The following is a 16,890-nucleotide window of genomic DNA, read 5'->3' on the forward strand; positions in this document are numbered from 1 at the left end:
ATCTTCTCGCCGGGGCTCTTGGTTGTCTTTCTCATCGTCCACTCCTCGGTGGTCACGATGAGCCAGAAACACTCTCTTATCAAATTGCCCTATTTGGACCCATAAGCGCTGACGTCAGACAGGTTCAAATTGGACCACTCAAGTGGGGCTGCTCATCCGAACATCAGCAACCGAGCGATTACAAACGTGACAACACCGAAAATACTTGTGCAACGTTATCGCCCGTCCACCAGATGTAGAATTTCCTTGCACGAATCCGGCTTGTGCGGCAATAGTCACGGAAACGAGGAGATAAACGTCAATTTCCGTGAACACGCTTGAACGCCCTGACTTGCTTTGTTGCAATGATCAAGCTCATCCCGTTCACCTTGGCGTCCCCCTCACGTGCAACCAGTTGGTGCGCGAGACAGAAACCGGGCAAAACCGGAATAACCGGGTAAGACCGGAAAAATAACCGGGCAACGCCGGAAAAAAAAGAAAATACCGGCACGACCGGCAAAGAAAGACAGGCAAATGGAAGCGGGACATTTAGACCCTGACACCCAACATGAAGATCTGAATGGCGTCATCCGGCAACATGCGGAATGGTTGGCACAGCAGCTTTATGCGCAACGCGAAAGCCTGTTTCCGCCGGACGCCTCTAAGGTGATGCGCAAATTCACCTCGGGTGAGGCCGCGACGCTTTTGGGGGTGAATGACAGCTATTTGCGCAAATTGCATCTGGATGGCAAAGGCCCTTCGCCGGAAATGTCGCCCGGCAATCGTCGCATCTATTCCCTGACCGACATTCAGGAATTGCGGGTGTTGTTGGAAAAAACTGCCCGTAAAACTGGCGACTACCTGCCAGGTCGGCGCGAGGGCGACCACCTGCAGATCATCGGCGTGATGAACTTCAAAGGGGGCTCTGGCAAAACGACAAGCTCTGCCCATCTCGCCCAACGTCTGGCGCTTAAAGGCTACCGCGTGTTGGCGATTGACCTTGATCCGCAGGCCTCGCTGACCGCCCTTCATGGGGTTCAGCCAGAGATCGACCTGACCGACGGCGGCACGCTTTACGACGCAATCCGCTATGAGGATCCGGTGCCAATCGCCCAAGTGATCCGCAAAACCTATATCCCAAATCTTGACCTGATCCCCGGCAATCTTGAGCTGATGGAATTCGAACATGAAACCCCCCGTGCGCTGGCACAGGGCCAAGCCGGGCTGTTCTTTTTCCGGGTAAAAGAAGCACTGGCACAGGTCGATGCTGACTACGACGTGGTGGTGATCGACTGCCCGCCGCAATTGGGCTTTCTCACCATGTCGGCCCTGTCCGCCGCGACCGGGGTCTTGGTGACAATCCACCCGGAAATGCTCGACGTGATGTCAATGTCGCAATTCCTGCGCATGACCGCCGACTTGATGGATGTGATTGCCGAAAGCGGTGCGGATATGTCCCATGATTGGATGCGCTATCTGTTAACGCGGTATGAACCTTCCGATGCGCCGCAAAACCGGATCGTAGCCTTTTTACGTACGATGTACGGCGACAAGGTGCTGAACGCGCCGCAACTTAAATCCACCGCCATTTCTGACGCCGGCCTGACCAAACAAACCCTGTATGAGGTCGAGCGCAGCGCCTTTACCCGGTCCACCTATGACCGGGCGATCGAAAGCCTGAACGCGGTGAATGATGAGATTGCCGAGCTTATCCAGAACACCTGGGGCCGCGGCGCGTCGTGATGACCAGACGGCCAAGAAACGGGCCAAAACAGTGTCTATCGGCCCGATTAGGGTCAGTTCTTCCCCAGAGCGGGGAAATTGAAAGGAGAGGCGCAGATGGCGAACAGTAAGAAAAAACGCATGTCGCTTCTGGATAATTTGGCCGCAACAGGCATGACCCCTGCCCTGGCCGCTGCCCATGCCGCGACACCGATGGGCGGCGCCGCTGGGACGATGATGAGCTCAAACCGTGCGCTGCGTTCGGCGCGTGACGCGGTGGATGGGCATCATGTGTGGGAGTTGGATCCAACGGTGATCGACGACCTGCGCCCGGCGGACCGATTAAACCCGGAAGACGTGGTTGATCTGCGCGACGCGATCGAGGCAAACGGCCAGACCGTTCCGATCCTTGTGCGCCGCAATCCGAAAAACACCGACCGCTATCTGTTGATTTATGGTCGGCGGCGGCTCGAGGCGATCCGGGCGTCGGACAAAGTGCCAAAAGTCCGCGCTTTGGTTGCCCAAATGGACGATGACGACGCCATTCGGGCGCAAATTTCCGAAAACATGGCGCGGCGCGATCTGAGTTTCATCGAAAAGGCTTTGCTGGCAAAATCCTTGGTCGCAGAGGGGCTGGGCAACCAGTCACAAGTGGCCGAAATCCTGACCGTGACAAAATCCTCGGTGTCGATGTCGATTTCTGTGGTCGACGCCTTGGGCGAAGATCTGGTGCGCGCGATTGGTGCGGCGTACGGCGTTGGGCGGCCACGTTGGGACGCGTTGGTGCGGAATTTGGCGGAACAGGGCGTTGAGGGCACATCGCTGGTCGATGTGGCCTATGCGGCCCGTGATGCGGCGGCGCTTGCGGTAATGGACGAGGGTCAGGCGGATCTTGATCCATCACAGGTGGCCCTTGAGGCGGTGGAGCGCGCGGTGGCGCCGGTGGAACCGACCCCATTGACGCGCAAACCTGTGACGGCGCCTTTGTCGGGCCGCGCGGTGCCGCTGACGATTGCTGGCCAGCGTGGTGGCGCGGTGAAACGCACCGCCAAAGGGGTGACCTTATCGCTGGAAGATGGCGAGTTTGCGCGATGGGTTGAGGCCCAGGCGCAGGATTTGATTAACGAACTTCACACGCGCTGGACAAGGCGCGGCGAAGACTGAGGAAGAGCAACGAGAAAAGGAGGCACGAGCAGGCAAAAGAAAAGGCCCCGCAAAGACGACACTTCACGAGACCCTGACTGTTTTTAGCATCTTCAAGTTAGGCACCGTGGCATGAATTCGCAAGTCTTAAGTGATTCGCGGGCCAGTATTTCTTTGTCTTCGTGATGAAAAATCATGCAATACACACCTGTCACGCCATTTCGGCGACCGGTAGCGGCTGCGCATTTGAAACATCAGGCGCACAGCCAAGGCACCCTTCCCCCTCAAGGGGTTAACAAGTGGGAGGCGCTGCGCGAATTGTCCGCGTCACGCACGGTTTTTGGTCTGTCGGACCGCGATATGACCGTGCTTCAGACGCTTGTGAGCTTTCATCAGGCGACGATGTTGGGCGGCAATGACAGCAATCTGGTGGTGCACCCGTCCAATAAGGCGATTTGTGAGCGGTTGAATGGGATGCCCTGTTCGACGATGCGCCGTCATTTGGCGCATTTGGTTGCGGCCGGGGTGATCCTTCGACGCGACAGCCCGAATGGCAAGCGATATGCGCGCCGGCGTGGCGATGAAAAAGAGGCGTTTGGGTTTGACCTTGCGCCGCTGGCGAGCCGGTTTGGCGCTTTTTGCGAGGCGGCCGAGGAATTGCGCGCGGCACAAGACCGTTTCAAACGCCAAAGAGAGGCCGTGAGCCTGATGCGGCGCGATCTTGCGGGCTTGGCTGAGTACGGGGCTGAGACGCGCCCTGACCTGCCGTTTTGGGATGCCTGTTCGGATCTTGCCCGCCTCACCGCCCGCGCGCTTCGTCGTAAGTTGTCGATCGAGGATTTGCACGCGTTGGAGGAGGAGCTGAAGGCGGCATTGGATGAGGTTCGTAGGGTGTTGGATCCGTCCGTTTCTAACAATATGAGCACCAATGATGCTATATCTGAGCAGCACTATCAGAATTCAAATAAAGACTCTTATGATTCTGAACTCCACTTAGAAAAGGCGGTGGCGGTGGATCTGATGGTTCACACCGATGCGCTTGAGGATTCGACAGCAGAGGATCCCGGGGATATCGCTGATCCGACTGGGCCGCCCGCTGCAGATCGACACGCCTTGCCGAATATTCCGCTGCCGTTGGTGTTGGAGGTGTGTCGCGAGGTGCAATCCTATTCGGATGGGCCCATTCGTCACTGGCATGAGTTGGTGCGTGCTGCCGATCTGGTGCGGCCCATGATGGGGATTTCTCCCTCGGCCTGGGATGACGCGCGACAAGAGATGGGGCCAGAGGTGGCGGCGGTCGTGTTGGCGGCAATGCTGGAACGATTTGAGGATATTCGCTCGCCCGGTGGCTATCTTCGATCCCTCAGCGCAAAGGCGGCCATCGACGCATTCTCCTGTGGCCCGATGGTTATGGCATTGATGCGGCGCGAGGCGGCATGACGGGGAAAATCCGTCCAAGATCAGCGCAAAACGGTCTGTTTCGGCGGGGACGCCCGTGCCCCCTGCCCTTTCGCGGAACCACAAAAAACGAGGCGCAGGATTGTGTCCCACGCCTCGTCTCAAATCGGTCACTTGGCGGGAAAAGCGGGTCTAACCCGCCCTGTCCCGCTAGGATCGGTTCAGGAAATCCCACCCATGCAGAGGTATTTCAGCTCTAGATAATCATCCATGCCGTATTTCGAACCTTCGCGGCCAAGGCCCGATTGTTTCACCCCGCCAAACGGCGCCACTTCGGTGGAAATCAGCCCGGTGTTGATGCCAATCATGCCGGTTTCAATCGCCTCAGCCACACGCCAAACGCGCGCCAGATCGTTGGCATAGAAATACCCGGCCAGACCAAATTCGCTGTCATTGGCAAGGCAATCACCTCGTCTTCAGTGTCGAATTTGATCAACGGAGCAACCGGGGCAAACGTCTCGTCTTTCGACACAATCGCATCCACCGGCACATCGGCGATCAAGGTGGGTTCAAAGAACGTGCCGCCCAATCGTTTGCCGCCGGTGACAATACGCGCGCCTTTCGACACGGCATCAGACAGATGCTCTTCGACCTTGGCCACGGCAGCCTCATTAATCAGCGGACCAACAGTTACACCCGCGTCCATCCCATTGCTGGGTTTCAACGCCTTGATTGCCGCGGCCAAATTGTCCGAAAACGCCTCGTAAACGCCCGCCTGCACATAAATGCGGTTGGCACAGACACAGGTCTGGCCGTTGTTGCGAAACTTGGCAATCATCGCACTCTCAACCGCCGCATCCAGATCCGCGTCGTCAAACACTATGAACGGCGCATTGCCGCCCAGCTCAAGCGACATTTTCTTGATCGTATCGGCGCCCTGCCGCATCAAAATCTGCCCGACACGGGTCGACCCGGTAAAGGTGATCTTGGTGACCTTCGGATTGGCACACATTTCTTGCCCCGTGCCCGACGCGTTGGAATTCGGCACCACGCTGAACACCCTGCCCGTTCCGCCAAAACCGCCGTGGCAATCGCCGCCAACGGGGTCAATTCCGCCGGACGGACCACAAAGGAACAGCCCGCCGCCAACGCCGGTGCCACTTTGCGCGCGATCATAGCATTGGGAAAATTCCAAGGAGTGATTGCCCCAACAACGCCAACTAGTTGTTTTTAAAATAAAAATTCGCTTATCTGATTGATGGCCCGGAAAGGTGTCACCATACACACGCTTGGCCTCTTCGCCAAACCATTCGATTAAAGACGCGCATACGCAACCTCGCCTTTCGCCTCGGCCAGTGGCTTGTCCATCTCCGCACAAAGGTTCATTGCCAGATCATCCTGCGCCTGTATCATCAGCTCAAACTACTTGCGCAAAATCCTGCCGCTATGCCCAAAGGGTTGCCGCCATACGTACCGCCCAAACCGCCAGGAGTGGCGGCACCCATCACGCCGGCACGGCCGGTTACGGCGGCCTAAGGCAGACCGCCAGCCAGACCTTTCGCCATGGTGGTGATGTCGGCGGCAACGTCATATTGCTCCATCGCAAACAGATGACCGGTGCGGGCAAATCCGGTTTGCGCCTCGTCCGCAATCAGCAAAATGCCGTGTGCGTCACATAGGGCACGCAGCGCGGTCATCAGCTCGGCGGGGGCCGGGTAAAAGCCCCCCCTCCCCTTGCACAGGTTCCAGAATGATCGGGGCAACGCGGGCCGGATCGAGCTCGGATTTAAACAGGCCGGTTAGCGACATGCCCATAAAGGTGCGCCCGTAAAACCCGCCCCCGAAGGCAATGACTGTTTGTCGACCGGTTGCGGCACGAGCGTTTTTACGGCGTTTTCAACGGCTTCTGCACCGGTAGTAACAAGTACGGTTTTCTTGTCAAAGTCACCGGGAGCGGCGTCGTTCAGGCGTTCTGCGAGGGTGATATAGTTTTCGTAGGGCATGACCTGATGGCAGGTGTGTGTGAAGCTTTCCAATTGTTTTCGCACGGCGGCCATCACTTTTGGGTGGCGGTGGCCGGTGTTGACCACGGCGATCCCTGCGGCAAAATCAATATGGCGGTTGCCTTCGACGTCCCAAACTTCGGCGTTTTGGGCGCGGTCCACATAGACCTGTCTCATCATGCCAACGCCGCGGGTGATTGCGGTGTCGCGGCGGGTAGCGATTTCTGTATTTTTCATCGTCTTATCCTTGTTTGCGGCGCTATAAACATCTGGCCCTGTGGCGCATTGGAAATTTGCGAAAGTCTGTCTGGTTTTCGATTGCGTGAAAAGTTCGTTAGTTGTTGGATGAAAGTCTTCGAAATTGTGATGTTGAATTGTATTGTGTTCATTATGATGAACACTCAAAACACCCCGGATGTGCCCGCAACGGATGAAATCGACCTTGGTCCGCGGCTGCGTTATATGCGTGAAATGGCTGGGTTATCTCAGCGTGCATTGGCCAAAAAGGTGGGGGTGCAAAACTCGACCATTTCGCTGATTGAGGCTGGCAAGATGAACCCTTCGGTCGGGGCGTTAAAGCGGGTGTTGGAAGGGATTCCGGTGGGATTGTCCGAGTTTTTCGCCTTTGCGCCGGATTTGGAACGCGAGGTGTTTTTTGCTGCGGAAGAACTTCAGGAAATTGGCAAAGGTAAGCTGTCGCTCAAGCAGGTTGGCGGCAATTTGCTGGGGCGTAATTTGTAGATTCTTCACGAAACTTATGCGCCCAACGCCGACACTGGCGCTCGGATGTATGTGCATGACGGCGAAGAGGGTGGGGTGGTGGTTTCGGGCCGGATTGAGATCACGGTGGGGGGCGAACGCAAGATCCTTGGGCCCGGTGATGCCTATCTGTTTGACAGCAGTCGCCCGCACCGATTTCGTCAGGTCGGGCCAGAGCCTTGTGAGATCATCAGCGCTTGCACTCCACCGACGTTTTGACCTTTGGTTTCGGGGCCGGGGCCTGGCAGCTTTTTGGCGGGTCTTCATTGCGGTTTACTGATTGGAATGCAGTTTTAAGCCTGTTGAGTTTTAGAAGTTCACAGCTGTGAACTTTGTTTTGCGAACTGATTTCTGGGTTGGAGTTCACAGCTGTGAACGTCTGTAACACCCAGCAGGATTGCCATGATGCATCGCAACGCCGGCACCAAAATACTGTGAGATTGGCGCAGCCAACATTTTGCCCGCCCTTGGAAAGGGGGGAGGTGATCGGCGGCAATGATTAGGTATTCAACGAATGCGGCGAGGGGAGGCATCTGACCTCACACGACGGCCAACACCGGATCGACAGGCCGGGCGGCAAATGTTGTGAGGCGCTGGGGGCAACACAGAAATCGCAGACGTGATGGCCAACCAAGCCTATGACATGGCCTATTTTTCCGCTCAGCAATACGGCGGCGGCAAAACCCGAATTTGTGCTATCGTAGCCCAAAATCCCGAACTAAATGAGGTTGTCGTTACCTACGGCGCAGCAAAATTCGGACAGCATCCAGTGGCTCAGATCGACCGTCTCAGCGTGGTATATGACCGGTTGCCAGCAATTTCGCGCCATCAAGAAATGAAAGGCATTCACCCCAAACTGGCGTGCCAACCTCGACGCTTGACTTTTCTCGGGCGTCGTAAAGCGGGGCAGGGGCATCGGTTGCTGTTGCCTGACCCTTACCACTCCCTCAGAATGGCCGCTGTCAGATTACTGCTTTGGTGATTTGGGAATACCAAGGGATAGCCTAGGAAATGCTGAAAATCTGGGTTGAATACTGTGTTCGGGTGGTGCGAGATGGCGTCAAGTAATGGATGTTTTTCAATAAATTAGCGGGGTGTGGGGGGGCTCCATTGTGTAGGCATGCAGGCCGCCCTGTCTGCCTCGGTCTCACCAAATGGCGCCCTGGGTCGGGAGGTGGCAGGGCGGCGGGGGCTTCCCCCGTCGCTGGTTTGGGGGTTTTTTGAAAACACGCTCTGTCAGGAGATCCCGACATTCCGGTGGACACATTTTTCCGCGCAACCGAGACCGTGATGCCCGCATTGCGAACCAAGTTTGGTGATTGCCACGCGCAAACCCTCAGTGACGTAGAGCGCGCCCGTCGCGCTTGGGCAGACAGTTTCCGCCGGGATCTGGTGTTGCGGCTGCGTGGACGCTTGGTTTCTGTGGGTTTTGTTTCATAACTCCGCGGGAAGGAAAACTTCTGGAATAGATTTATCACACACGATAAATGTTACGAGATTGAGGCTCATTCGGAGGATTTTATCGCGCAGGGTAAAAATCTCTTGAAATTCCAGCTGGAGGGAGTATTTTATCATGCATGATAAAGGAGAGCGATGTGACGCAATCAGCAGAGACCCTCGTTTGGGCTAAAAAGATTGGGGCCAGTATAAGAACCAAAAGGAAACTTTTGGGACTAAATCTTGAGGATTTGTCACGCCTGTCCGGATCCACAGTTCCAACTCTTTCTCATATTGAACGTGGAACGCGAGACGTAAAACTTTCGACATTGATATCTCTTGCCGGAGCTCTTCGGACAGATTTGGCTGAGCTGATTGTCGGAAACAGGGATCAGCAAAGCCCCCAACCTTCATCCGCGGACGGTGGGGATGGATATGATCTGGGGGATGATTGATCTTGATGCTAAAGTCAGTGACAATCTTTTATGAGACTTTTTCTGTAGGGTATATCCATCTGAAAGATCAGGGAAAACTTTCCTTTGAATATGAACAGAAATGGCTCAACACGACAGGAAACTTTCCTTTGTCGACCACCTTGCCTTTGCGGGAGGGGCTATTTCCTGACGAGGTGATTATGCCGTGGCTGGCGAATCTATTGCCTGAAGAAAAACAGCTTCAGGTGCTTTCTCGTGCTCTTGGTCTGGCGACGTCGGATGTCCTTGCCATTCTGCGGGAAATCGGCGGAGATACAGCCGGAGCGATTTCGATCGGCGAACCAAGTATCCGAAAAGATTGGCGCTATGTTCCGATTGAGGCGTATTATGGCAAGGAGAGCCAGAGCAGCGCGCTGGCACGGCATTTCGATGATCTTGGCAAGCGACCCTTCCTGGTTGGCGAGGATGGGGTAAGACTTTCTCTTGCAGGAGGTCAGGAAAAAACCGCACTTACTGTGCTTGGTGAGGACGGGAAGCCAAAACTTGGTCTGCCATCTGCTGAGGATCAACTTGCCATCCCAAAGGAAGGGGCGCCTTCGACAATTATCATCAAGCCGGATAATAATACTTGGCTTCCGGGCATCGTCGAAAACGAAGCATATTGCATGACCTTGGCAGGCCTAATTCACCTGCCTGTGGCAGAGTGCATGATCCTTGAGGCGGAAGGTCGAAGGGCGCTTGGCGTGGCCAGATATGACCGAACGATACGAGGGGATGGTTCTTTGCGTCGCCTGCATCAGGAGGATTTTGCCCAAGCCAACGGGATCTATCCGGGGCAGAAATATGAACAGGGAACCGTAAAGGGCCTCGATATGGAAGGTCTGCTGCGCACAGGTGTTTATCTGCCACCCAAGGACGCGCTGAAGCTTCACGACCAGGCGATTTACAATATTCTGGTGGCCAATACTGATGCTCATGCCAAAAACTATTCCATGCTTTTCGGGAAGAAGCCCGGCATGGCGCCGCTTTACGACGTTTCATCGGTTTTAGATTGGGATCATGTGAATCAGTATCACGCGCAGAAAATTGCGGGGCGTCGTCGCAAGCCAGGAAACACTGCGGCACGGCACTGGGAGGCGATTGCAAGGGGATCTGGCCTCAACGGGGCGGCATTGCGGCGCCGCGCCGGGGATCAGATTGATGCGATGGTCGCGATGCGAGTGAAAGCGACGGCACTTGTCGCGAACCAACCTGGGGCATCTTCGGATTTGGTTGAGCATTTTGCGGAGCTCATTGAGAAAAATGCCCTGAGAATTGGTGGCCGGTTAAAGGAAGAGTTCTAAGAACGACACGCTCGAAGGGGTAGGGCAGGTCACCCCCTCAACACCAATAGGAATCGCGGTTTGAGGTATCGCCCACATTGTCCTGCACTAATAACACAGCGAGTGCGTGAAGACCGGAAGATTGCTTTCCGACTAGGGAGCACGAGATGAAATGCGTACTGGGTTACCGTGGCTGCGCATATCTTCGATCATCCGCTCACGCAGCGGCAGCGGCTTCGTCCTTGTCCGCATAGCCGCCGTCTGGGTCACGAAAATGCTGCGAAGCAGGTTCAAGGTCAGCTTTTGGCAAGCCTTAGTCCGACGATTGCCAGTCAGTGAAAGGCCGGTTTGAGCCGTTCAGGTTAGATTCCCCTCCAGACGGCTGGAACTTCTTGTGCCATCGATGAACTTTCCTGATCTTACGCCTAGTTTTTTAGGCGCAGGATTAGAATTTAAGCGCAAGAATTTCCTGCACATAAATGCCAGCCCCAAAAATCCAAACCGGGGAGAAAGAGAAGAGAATTGAGGGTGTAAAATTAACGCCGGCTAAGACGCTTCCGAAGTATCAAATTGCGCCCATTCAGCAATACCCGCGCCGCTTCTTCAACTCAGCCATCTGCATCAACGCGTCCTGGGCTTCTTCGTTGCTCAAATGGTTGCTGATCTGCACTTGCCCGCCGCGACCAATTCGACCCCACTCGCGCACCAGATTGGTTCCGCCAAAGAGGTCCTTTTGCAAGGCCATGCAATAATACCGGTGCATGCTCAGATCGGGATCAATCCGGAACAGACAAAGCTCCTCCTGAGGTGATGTAACATTGTGCTGCTGAGCTTTACCCATCTTAGCCCCCTGATCTTGATTGCCGCGAAAGGTGCAAACGTTCCAAGTCTTGCGCCTTCAAGATCAATGGTACGCGATTTATCCGCCAATAGGAATCCTCTCACTAAAGAACGTTCTTAGTGCGCCAAACGCTGTTTGGCGGATTGCTTTAGGACCTGCTGGTCCTCGCGCCCGCAAGACAAAACAGACCCGCCCGTGTCCTCGGCATTCGCCTGCGGGCCGCACCAGCGGATCAGTTTTATCTTGCAGTTGCTCACCCCGGCACTTCGCCAGTGGGTCAGGTTTTAGAGACGACGCCCTGAAGGGCTTTGCTCAAAACCAGAACTTACGAGAGCGAGAGACCGAGATGTCCACCCGAGCCACATACCAGATCGAAGATATGACGTTTTACTGCCATCATGATGGTTACCCTCAATATGCGGCGGTGCGATTTGCACGGATGATCGCAGTATTCAATGTGCCAACCGTTGAGGACACCTTCCGGGAGGTCGAAGATCGGCGCGGCTCGCTGATGTTCGCCTTTGTGCGGGGGAACCTGGATGCGCAGCCCACAGAGAGCCATGAGGTACATGGCGACACCGAATGGCGTTATACAATCAGGTTTTGCAAAAAACAGAAGTTGTGGGTGGTGACATCTGAATGCCGGAACTGGTGGGAAGATGACGAAAAGGCGCAGTGGCATAGCCAACAAACTTACCCGCTTGATCAGTTCATCACCATTCATGGCAATGATTTTAAGGCAGAACCGGTGGTGCAGTTTCAAATGGATGGCGGCACGCATATTGCAACCAGACCACATGCTGCCGCCATTGGCGCAAACCTGCAGAAACGGGCAGGTCAGTTTCAAGAGGGCAACCCCAACAAAGCGCGGTATGCGGCGCGGGCCGAGGTCTGGATACTGGCTGCAGCTGAAGGGCCGACCGCATGAACCTGACCTGCTGGCCCCATTAAATGGGGCCAGCCCTTTATCCCTGAGAACGCGTTCTGTAATGAGGGGAATTGGTAAGTCTATTTGAGGGAATTTTGATCTTAATGGCCATTGCAAGTGCGATCGTGGCGCTTGGGTCAAACAACAGGCAATAGCAAAGAATTCAGAATCAAAAAGTATAAGTGTAAGGAATTGCAGTCATGAGTAAGTTGGTAACAGGTATCCGTCAGACATGGCGCTCAGCGCAGCTTTATATCGGGTTTCACCGTGACCCAAAGGGCAACCAACGCGCCCAAGAAAAGGTCTGGCCACCGAAAAATGGCAATGCCAGCATTCATCCCGATCCGGACACGCAGGAAGCGTTTATTGTGGTCAAAGCGGCAGACAAAGACGCACCGCGCGACGTGCAGATCAAACTTCACCCAAATAAGATCGTGTTGCGCCGCGATCCAGGTGTCAGCTGGGAGGGCATTGTGGTCGATGACTATATGATTTCAGTGCAGGTGGGTGGCGCTTGGGTGCGGATCAGTGCCGATGGCTCGATTTCTCATGAACGAGATGGCGACATGACTTACGTCGAACCAGACGGCGCCGTATTGAAAAAGACCGAATTTGTTGAAGCCATGATGTCTGGCAACGGGGTTGAGCTTTCGCGCCGCACCCCCACAACTATTGCAGCGATCAGCAAAGATGGGGTGATCGCCAAGTCTCGAGAATAGTGTAGCAAGAGAACTTGTTGGCAGGGCAGGGGGCGCACCTAAGTCCGACGAACCAGTTCCCCATTTAGGCCGCCTTTGGACCCAAAAACTCTGCCGACGCACAGATGGTCGCTGCTTCTCGTCCGGATGGCCGCTCTGCACAAAAAGCGAGTTTGCAAAGCACGTGACTCGGAGAAGTGGGATAGGATGAACGGTCCAGCCAAGCCATCTGAAGGCGCTATCGCGACGACCGGAGGCGGACACAAGCTGTCTCAGCCGTTCTGTCGGCAGCGCATGGCTCCTGGTCGAACGCCTCACGCATCCGCCCCATGCCATTTCAGTCGTCTCTTGGGACATGCGGCAACTTATGGGCGATGCCTTTGTGACAATCAATGCAGGTTGAGCCGTCGCCGAGATATTCCCCTGTTGCCACGGGTTCCATCTTCTCGCGCGCCCGAGACGATTGGTGTTTGAAATCCATCGCCTCAAAGCTGTGACAGCCTCGACACTCGCGAGAATCATTGGCCTTCATTGTCTCCCAGACATGGGTGGCCAGCTCGAGCCGTTTGGCCTCGAATTTCTCCGGTGTATCAATCACGCCTGTGAACTTGCCCCACAATTCGCCCGCGGCCTGTATCTTGCGCACCACTTTGGGCCCCCACGCGTGTGGGACATGGCAATCCGGACAGATGGCCCGCACCCCTGACGGGTTTTGGTAGTGCGGGCTTTCTTTGTATTCAACATAGACTGTATCACGCATCTCGTGGCAGGAAATGCAGAACTCGAGGCTGTTGGTGGCTTCCATGCCGGTGTTGAGTCCACCCCAGAAAATGATCCCGGCGACCAGCCCGATGCTCAGCAGCACACCCTGCCCGATCTGTATGCTAGGGCGTGCATACCAACGCCACAGTTTCCCAATCCATTTGAACATCGGCGCACGCTACCCTTCTTTCACGTCAGACCGCCTGGGAGGTTTCAAGCCCCGGCAGCGGCTTTCATCGTGAGTCTGTTGACTGAGTTTATTCTTTCGGGAGTGTTGCCAGGTAGGCCAGGACATCAGCCGCGACCTGATGGTCGACTGCGCGCAAGGCGGGCATCCGTTCGCTCGGCTGACCGTTCAAGACCTTGTGCATGATTTCCCATGGGTTGCCCATAAGCGAGCCAAGAGGTGGCATATCTTTGGGCAGCATGCCGTCGACCGCGTGGCAGTTCGCGCAGATCGTATTGTAAACCTGCTCCCCTTGCGCGGCGTCGCCTTTGGGGGCTTTGGTCGCGCGGTCGATGTAAACGTCCATGTCGATCTGACCGGCTGTGACAAAGTTTGCCAGATCCGCGAGATCGTCTTCCGACAGCTTGTCGCCATAGCCATGCGCATCGCCTGTCAAAACCGCAATTACCGCCGCCGGATCGCCGCCCGCCATGCCGTTGATGCCCTTGATACCGGTCGAGTGGCTACCCGAGGCATAGGCACCTTCGACACCCATTCCGTCCCATCCATGACATTCCTTGCAGCGCCAGTTGGCGCCTGGATTGTCGGCGTATTTCTCGTTCGCTGCGGGATAAAGCTTATGGGATTCTGTCGGGACATCCGCTTTAATCACTTTATACCACTTATCATAAAGCCGTCCGCCGCGTGCGATGGAGCCCTGATCTTGTGCCATCACCGAAGGTGCCATGAAAAGTGTGAGGAGAAGTCCGGTGGCAGAGGCTTGCAGTACGGTTTTCATGAGATAATCTCCAATTTGCTGGCGAGGGGAAATGAGTTTCCCAGGTCCTTTATTCACCAAAGCAGCCTGAACCCAAGAACGCTGATCGGAAATCTTTGCGAAAGCGGCTTCGATTTTCTTCGGTGTTTGATCGGAATCATTGCGGGAAGCTGTGCGTACAAGCAAGGGTGAATGCATATGAACGCTGAGGAATGGAAGCATGCCTAAACCGAGGTTCAGAAAAGTGAACTGAGGCTTAGACGCTAGAACCGGATCTTCTGCAAAACACTTCAGGCACATTGGAGGAGTTACAATGCTAATCAGAGCAAAAAAGGAGCCCGGAATAGAGCGTAGCGCTTTCATCGTCGCGCTATACTTCTTCTGTGCACTGGCTTTTGGAATAGACATCATTCTAGAGATCGCCCCCGAAATGCGTGAAGGGCAACACCCGTCCTTTTTGATGACGGTCCATTTAGTCATGGAACTGTTTGCCGAAACAGCCCTGATCCTGGCCGTGATCCTATCCTTTCAATCCTACTTTCGTCTTCGGGAAATTTCGAAACACGAGTTCGACCTTGGGCATGCAATTCGCACAGGATTCGACAAGACCCTCATGGAAAAATTTCATGTTTGGAGCCTAACCAAGAGCGAACGCGAGATTGCAGTTTTGGCCGTCCGGGGACTCAGTATCGCGGAGATTTCCGTTCATCGAAAGTCCAAGGAAGGCACTGTCAAAAGCCACTTGCACAACGTTTATGTCAAAGCCTCGGTCGGGTCGCGTTCAGAGCTCCTCGCGGTGTTGATGGATGAATTGTTGTACAGCCAAGATTTGTCACTGGACCCTGTTCATACTCCGACCGTGGTTTACGATGTCAACCAGGCACGGGTACAGTCGGCCGGATAGGTTGGCATATCTGTTGGGTCCACAAGCATTTTCGTGGCATCGTGAACAGCCTTGTCCCGGCTTCATCCACATCGCTAAAGCTTGTGTCGCGCTAAAATGAATACCAGCTCTTGGGTCGGGAGCAGACGTCGCCTTGAGCAGCACCAAAGCCCGTTTTGTCCCGCATCTGAGACATTGGTGCGACCTGTAGCGAAGGTCGGGATGACTTCTATTTAACATAACATCTATTAAGCGTATTGCTATATTGTCCGTCGTCATATAAAATGGAACATCAGAGGGGCTTGACCATTGGAGGCTCTGGTTCGTTTGTGTGATTGATTATGCAGCCTGTTCTTGATGTTGCAAGCGGCGTTGTTGGATTGCCATTTTCTTGATTTTCTCCCTTTCTCTGATGATGGCTTTGTCACGCCCAAAATAGACGTCAGCCGGTGTCACGTTGTTCAGGCTCTCATGGTAGCGTTCGTTGTTGTAGTAATCGACGAAGGCCCCGATCTGGCGTTCGAGGTCGCCGGGTATATAGTAGTTTTCCAGCAAGACCCGGTTCTTCATTGTTTGATGCCAGCGCTCAATTTTGCCCTGGGTCTGCGGATGGAACGGTGCTCCGCGAACGTGATCCATCTTGTGATCCTCCAGCCATTCGGCCAAATCACCGGAGATGTAGCAGGACCCATTGTCGCTCAACAGACGTGGCATGTGCCGAACGACGGCATGGTCGCACCCTGACGCCGCCAGTGCCAACTCAATTGTTGCCGTCACGTCCTCGGCCCGCATGTTCGTGCAGAGCTTCCAGCCAATGATGTAGCGGCTGTAATCATCCAGGATCGTGCTGAGATAAAACCAGCCCCAGCCAATGATCTTGAAGTAGGTGAAGTCGGTTTGCCACATCTCGTTTATGGCAGTCGTTTTGTCCGTGAACTCGTCGGCTGCTTTAATCACCACATAGTCTGGCGCTGTGATCAGATCAGCTTCCTTCAAAAATCGGTAAGCTGATGATTCAGAAATAAAGTATCGTTTCTCGTCAGTATATTTGACCGCCAGTTCGCGCGGCGTCAGCGCCTCATGCTCCAGCGCGAACTCGATCAGATTGTCCCGTCTGGCCTGTGGAATACGGCTCCAGACAGACTTTGGACAGGGTGAGCGATCCGCCAGGGCATCAAGCCCACCTTCGACATAGTGATCATACCAACGGTAGAATGTGGTGCGCGGGATGCCCAGCATATCGAGGGTCTGCTTTACAGGCAGATGAGATCCCTCAACGGTGCGAATGATTTCCAGTTTCTCAGACGCGGGGTATCTCATTCCTCGAACTCCCCAGCCCCTGTCATGCTTTTTTTGAGCAGACGGTTTTCCAAGGTCAGATCAGCGACACATTCCTTCAGTGCCGTTGCCTCGGATCGAAGCTCTTTCACTTCTGGCGACGTTGCTTGCCGGGCCGTATCGCCGGACAGACGGCGTTTACCCGCCTCAAGGAACTCTTTCGACCAGCTGTAATACGTAAGCGGTGCGCTGATCCCACCTATTTGACGTAGTTCCATGGTAGCAGGCCATTGATCTGACTTTGTTTATGCCCGTTGACAATGGCAGTGAGCGTCGCGGTTATATAGGCGTGGGGATCA

At 54.9% G+C, this 16,890-nt stretch carries 13 protein-coding genes and 4 pseudogenes; 10 read left to right on the top strand and 7 right to left on the bottom strand.

Annotation, left to right across the window (positions count from 1 at the left end; translation table 11 throughout):
- Positions 1-513 precede the first annotated feature (513 nt).
- The 3 genes from repA to repC all read left to right on the top strand — a co-directional run bounded on the left by repA (position 514) and on the right by repC (position 4,284).
- Positions 514-1,722 carry a plasmid partitioning protein RepA gene (gene repA / locus KKW20_RS16185; RefSeq protein ID WP_214568954.1) on the top strand — a complete coding sequence of 403 codons (1,209 nt, stop codon included), beginning with the start codon at positions 514-516 and terminating at the stop codon, positions 1,720-1,722.
- Positions 1,723-1,818: 96 nt separating this feature from the next.
- Positions 1,819-2,865, top strand: a complete 1,047-nt coding sequence (repB, locus tag KKW20_RS16190; protein ID WP_214568955.1) for a plasmid partitioning protein RepB — start codon at positions 1,819-1,821, stop codon at positions 2,863-2,865.
- 174 nt (positions 2,866-3,039) lie between these two features.
- Positions 3,040-4,284 carry a plasmid replication protein RepC gene (gene repC, locus KKW20_RS16195; RefSeq protein WP_214568956.1) on the top strand — a complete coding sequence of 415 codons (1,245 nt, stop codon included), beginning with the start codon at positions 3,040-3,042 and terminating at the stop codon, positions 4,282-4,284.
- Positions 4,285-4,463: 179 nt separating this feature from the next.
- On the opposite strand, the pseudogene KKW20_RS16200 reads toward repC, so the two are convergent.
- Both KKW20_RS16200 and KKW20_RS16205 read right to left on the bottom strand, forming a co-directional pair.
- A pseudogene (locus KKW20_RS16200) lies at positions 4,464-5,664 on the bottom strand (NAD-dependent succinate-semialdehyde dehydrogenase); the annotation flags it as partial.
- 17 nt (positions 5,665-5,681) lie between these two features.
- Positions 5,682-6,482, bottom strand: a pseudogene (locus KKW20_RS16205) (aminotransferase class III-fold pyridoxal phosphate-dependent enzyme); the annotation flags it as partial.
- A gap of 156 nt (positions 6,483-6,638) precedes the next feature.
- Here KKW20_RS16205 and KKW20_RS16210 point away from each other — a divergent pair.
- The 4 genes and pseudogenes from KKW20_RS16210 to KKW20_RS16225 all read left to right on the top strand — a co-directional run bounded on the left by KKW20_RS16210 (position 6,639) and on the right by KKW20_RS16225 (position 10,218).
- Positions 6,639-7,223 (top strand): annotated as a pseudogene (locus KKW20_RS16210) (cupin domain-containing protein).
- Positions 7,224-7,626: 403 nt separating this feature from the next.
- Positions 7,627-7,986: a hypothetical protein gene (locus KKW20_RS16215; RefSeq protein WP_214568957.1), complete on the top strand. Its 360-nt coding sequence runs from the start codon at positions 7,627-7,629 to the stop codon at positions 7,984-7,986.
- A 595-nt stretch (positions 7,987-8,581) separates the two neighbouring features.
- Positions 8,582-8,896, top strand: a complete 315-nt coding sequence (locus tag KKW20_RS16720; RefSeq protein ID WP_214568958.1) for a helix-turn-helix domain-containing protein — start codon at positions 8,582-8,584, stop codon at positions 8,894-8,896.
- Positions 8,897-8,901: 5 nt separating this feature from the next.
- A complete protein-coding gene (locus tag KKW20_RS16225) occupies positions 8,902-10,218 on the top strand; it encodes a type II toxin-antitoxin system HipA family toxin (RefSeq protein WP_214568965.1) in 1,317 nt (438 codons plus the stop codon).
- A gap of 559 nt (positions 10,219-10,777) precedes the next feature.
- Here the strand turns inward: KKW20_RS16225 and KKW20_RS16230 are convergent.
- Complete coding sequence (locus KKW20_RS16230; RefSeq protein WP_214568959.1) at positions 10,778-11,038, bottom strand: WGR domain-containing protein; 261 nt, start codon at positions 11,036-11,038, stop codon at positions 10,778-10,780.
- Between the two features lie 346 nt (positions 11,039-11,384).
- On the opposite strand from KKW20_RS16230, the gene KKW20_RS16235 reads away from it, so the two are divergent.
- Complete coding sequence (locus KKW20_RS16235; RefSeq protein ID WP_214568960.1) at positions 11,385-11,966, top strand: hypothetical protein; 582 nt, start codon at positions 11,385-11,387, stop codon at positions 11,964-11,966.
- A gap of 200 nt (positions 11,967-12,166) precedes the next feature.
- Complete coding sequence (locus KKW20_RS16240; RefSeq protein ID WP_214568961.1) at positions 12,167-12,685, top strand: hypothetical protein; 519 nt, start codon at positions 12,167-12,169, stop codon at positions 12,683-12,685.
- Positions 12,686-13,001: 316 nt separating this feature from the next.
- Here KKW20_RS16240 and KKW20_RS16245 read toward each other — a convergent pair whose 3' ends face one another.
- Positions 13,002-13,595 carry a NapC/NirT family cytochrome c gene (locus KKW20_RS16245; protein WP_214568962.1) on the bottom strand — a complete coding sequence of 198 codons (594 nt, stop codon included), beginning with the start codon at positions 13,593-13,595 and terminating at the stop codon, positions 13,002-13,004.
- A gap of 88 nt (positions 13,596-13,683) precedes the next feature.
- Positions 13,684-14,391, bottom strand: coding sequence for a c-type cytochrome (locus KKW20_RS16250; protein WP_214568963.1), 708 nt, complete (start codon positions 14,389-14,391; stop codon positions 13,684-13,686).
- A gap of 292 nt (positions 14,392-14,683) precedes the next feature.
- Between KKW20_RS16250 and KKW20_RS16255 the strand changes: the two genes are divergently transcribed.
- Positions 14,684-15,274: a helix-turn-helix transcriptional regulator gene (locus KKW20_RS16255; RefSeq protein WP_214568964.1), complete on the top strand. Its 591-nt coding sequence runs from the start codon at positions 14,684-14,686 to the stop codon at positions 15,272-15,274.
- Positions 15,275-15,592: 318 nt separating this feature from the next.
- On the opposite strand, the pseudogene KKW20_RS16260 reads toward KKW20_RS16255, so the two are convergent.
- A pseudogene (locus tag KKW20_RS16260) lies at positions 15,593-16,806 on the bottom strand (IS3 family transposase); the annotation flags it as partial.
- Positions 16,791-16,890 (bottom strand): transposase domain-containing protein (locus tag KKW20_RS16265; RefSeq protein ID WP_214568966.1); only part of this gene is annotated, 100 nt, incomplete at its 5' end. The pseudogene KKW20_RS16260 and the gene KKW20_RS16265, both read right to left, overlap by 16 nt.

Origin of the sequence: Aliiroseovarius lamellibrachiae (assembly GCF_018599245.1) — a bacterium.
In the GTDB taxonomy this organism is placed as follows: Bacteria; Pseudomonadota; Alphaproteobacteria; order Rhodobacterales; family Rhodobacteraceae; genus Aliiroseovarius; species Aliiroseovarius lamellibrachiae.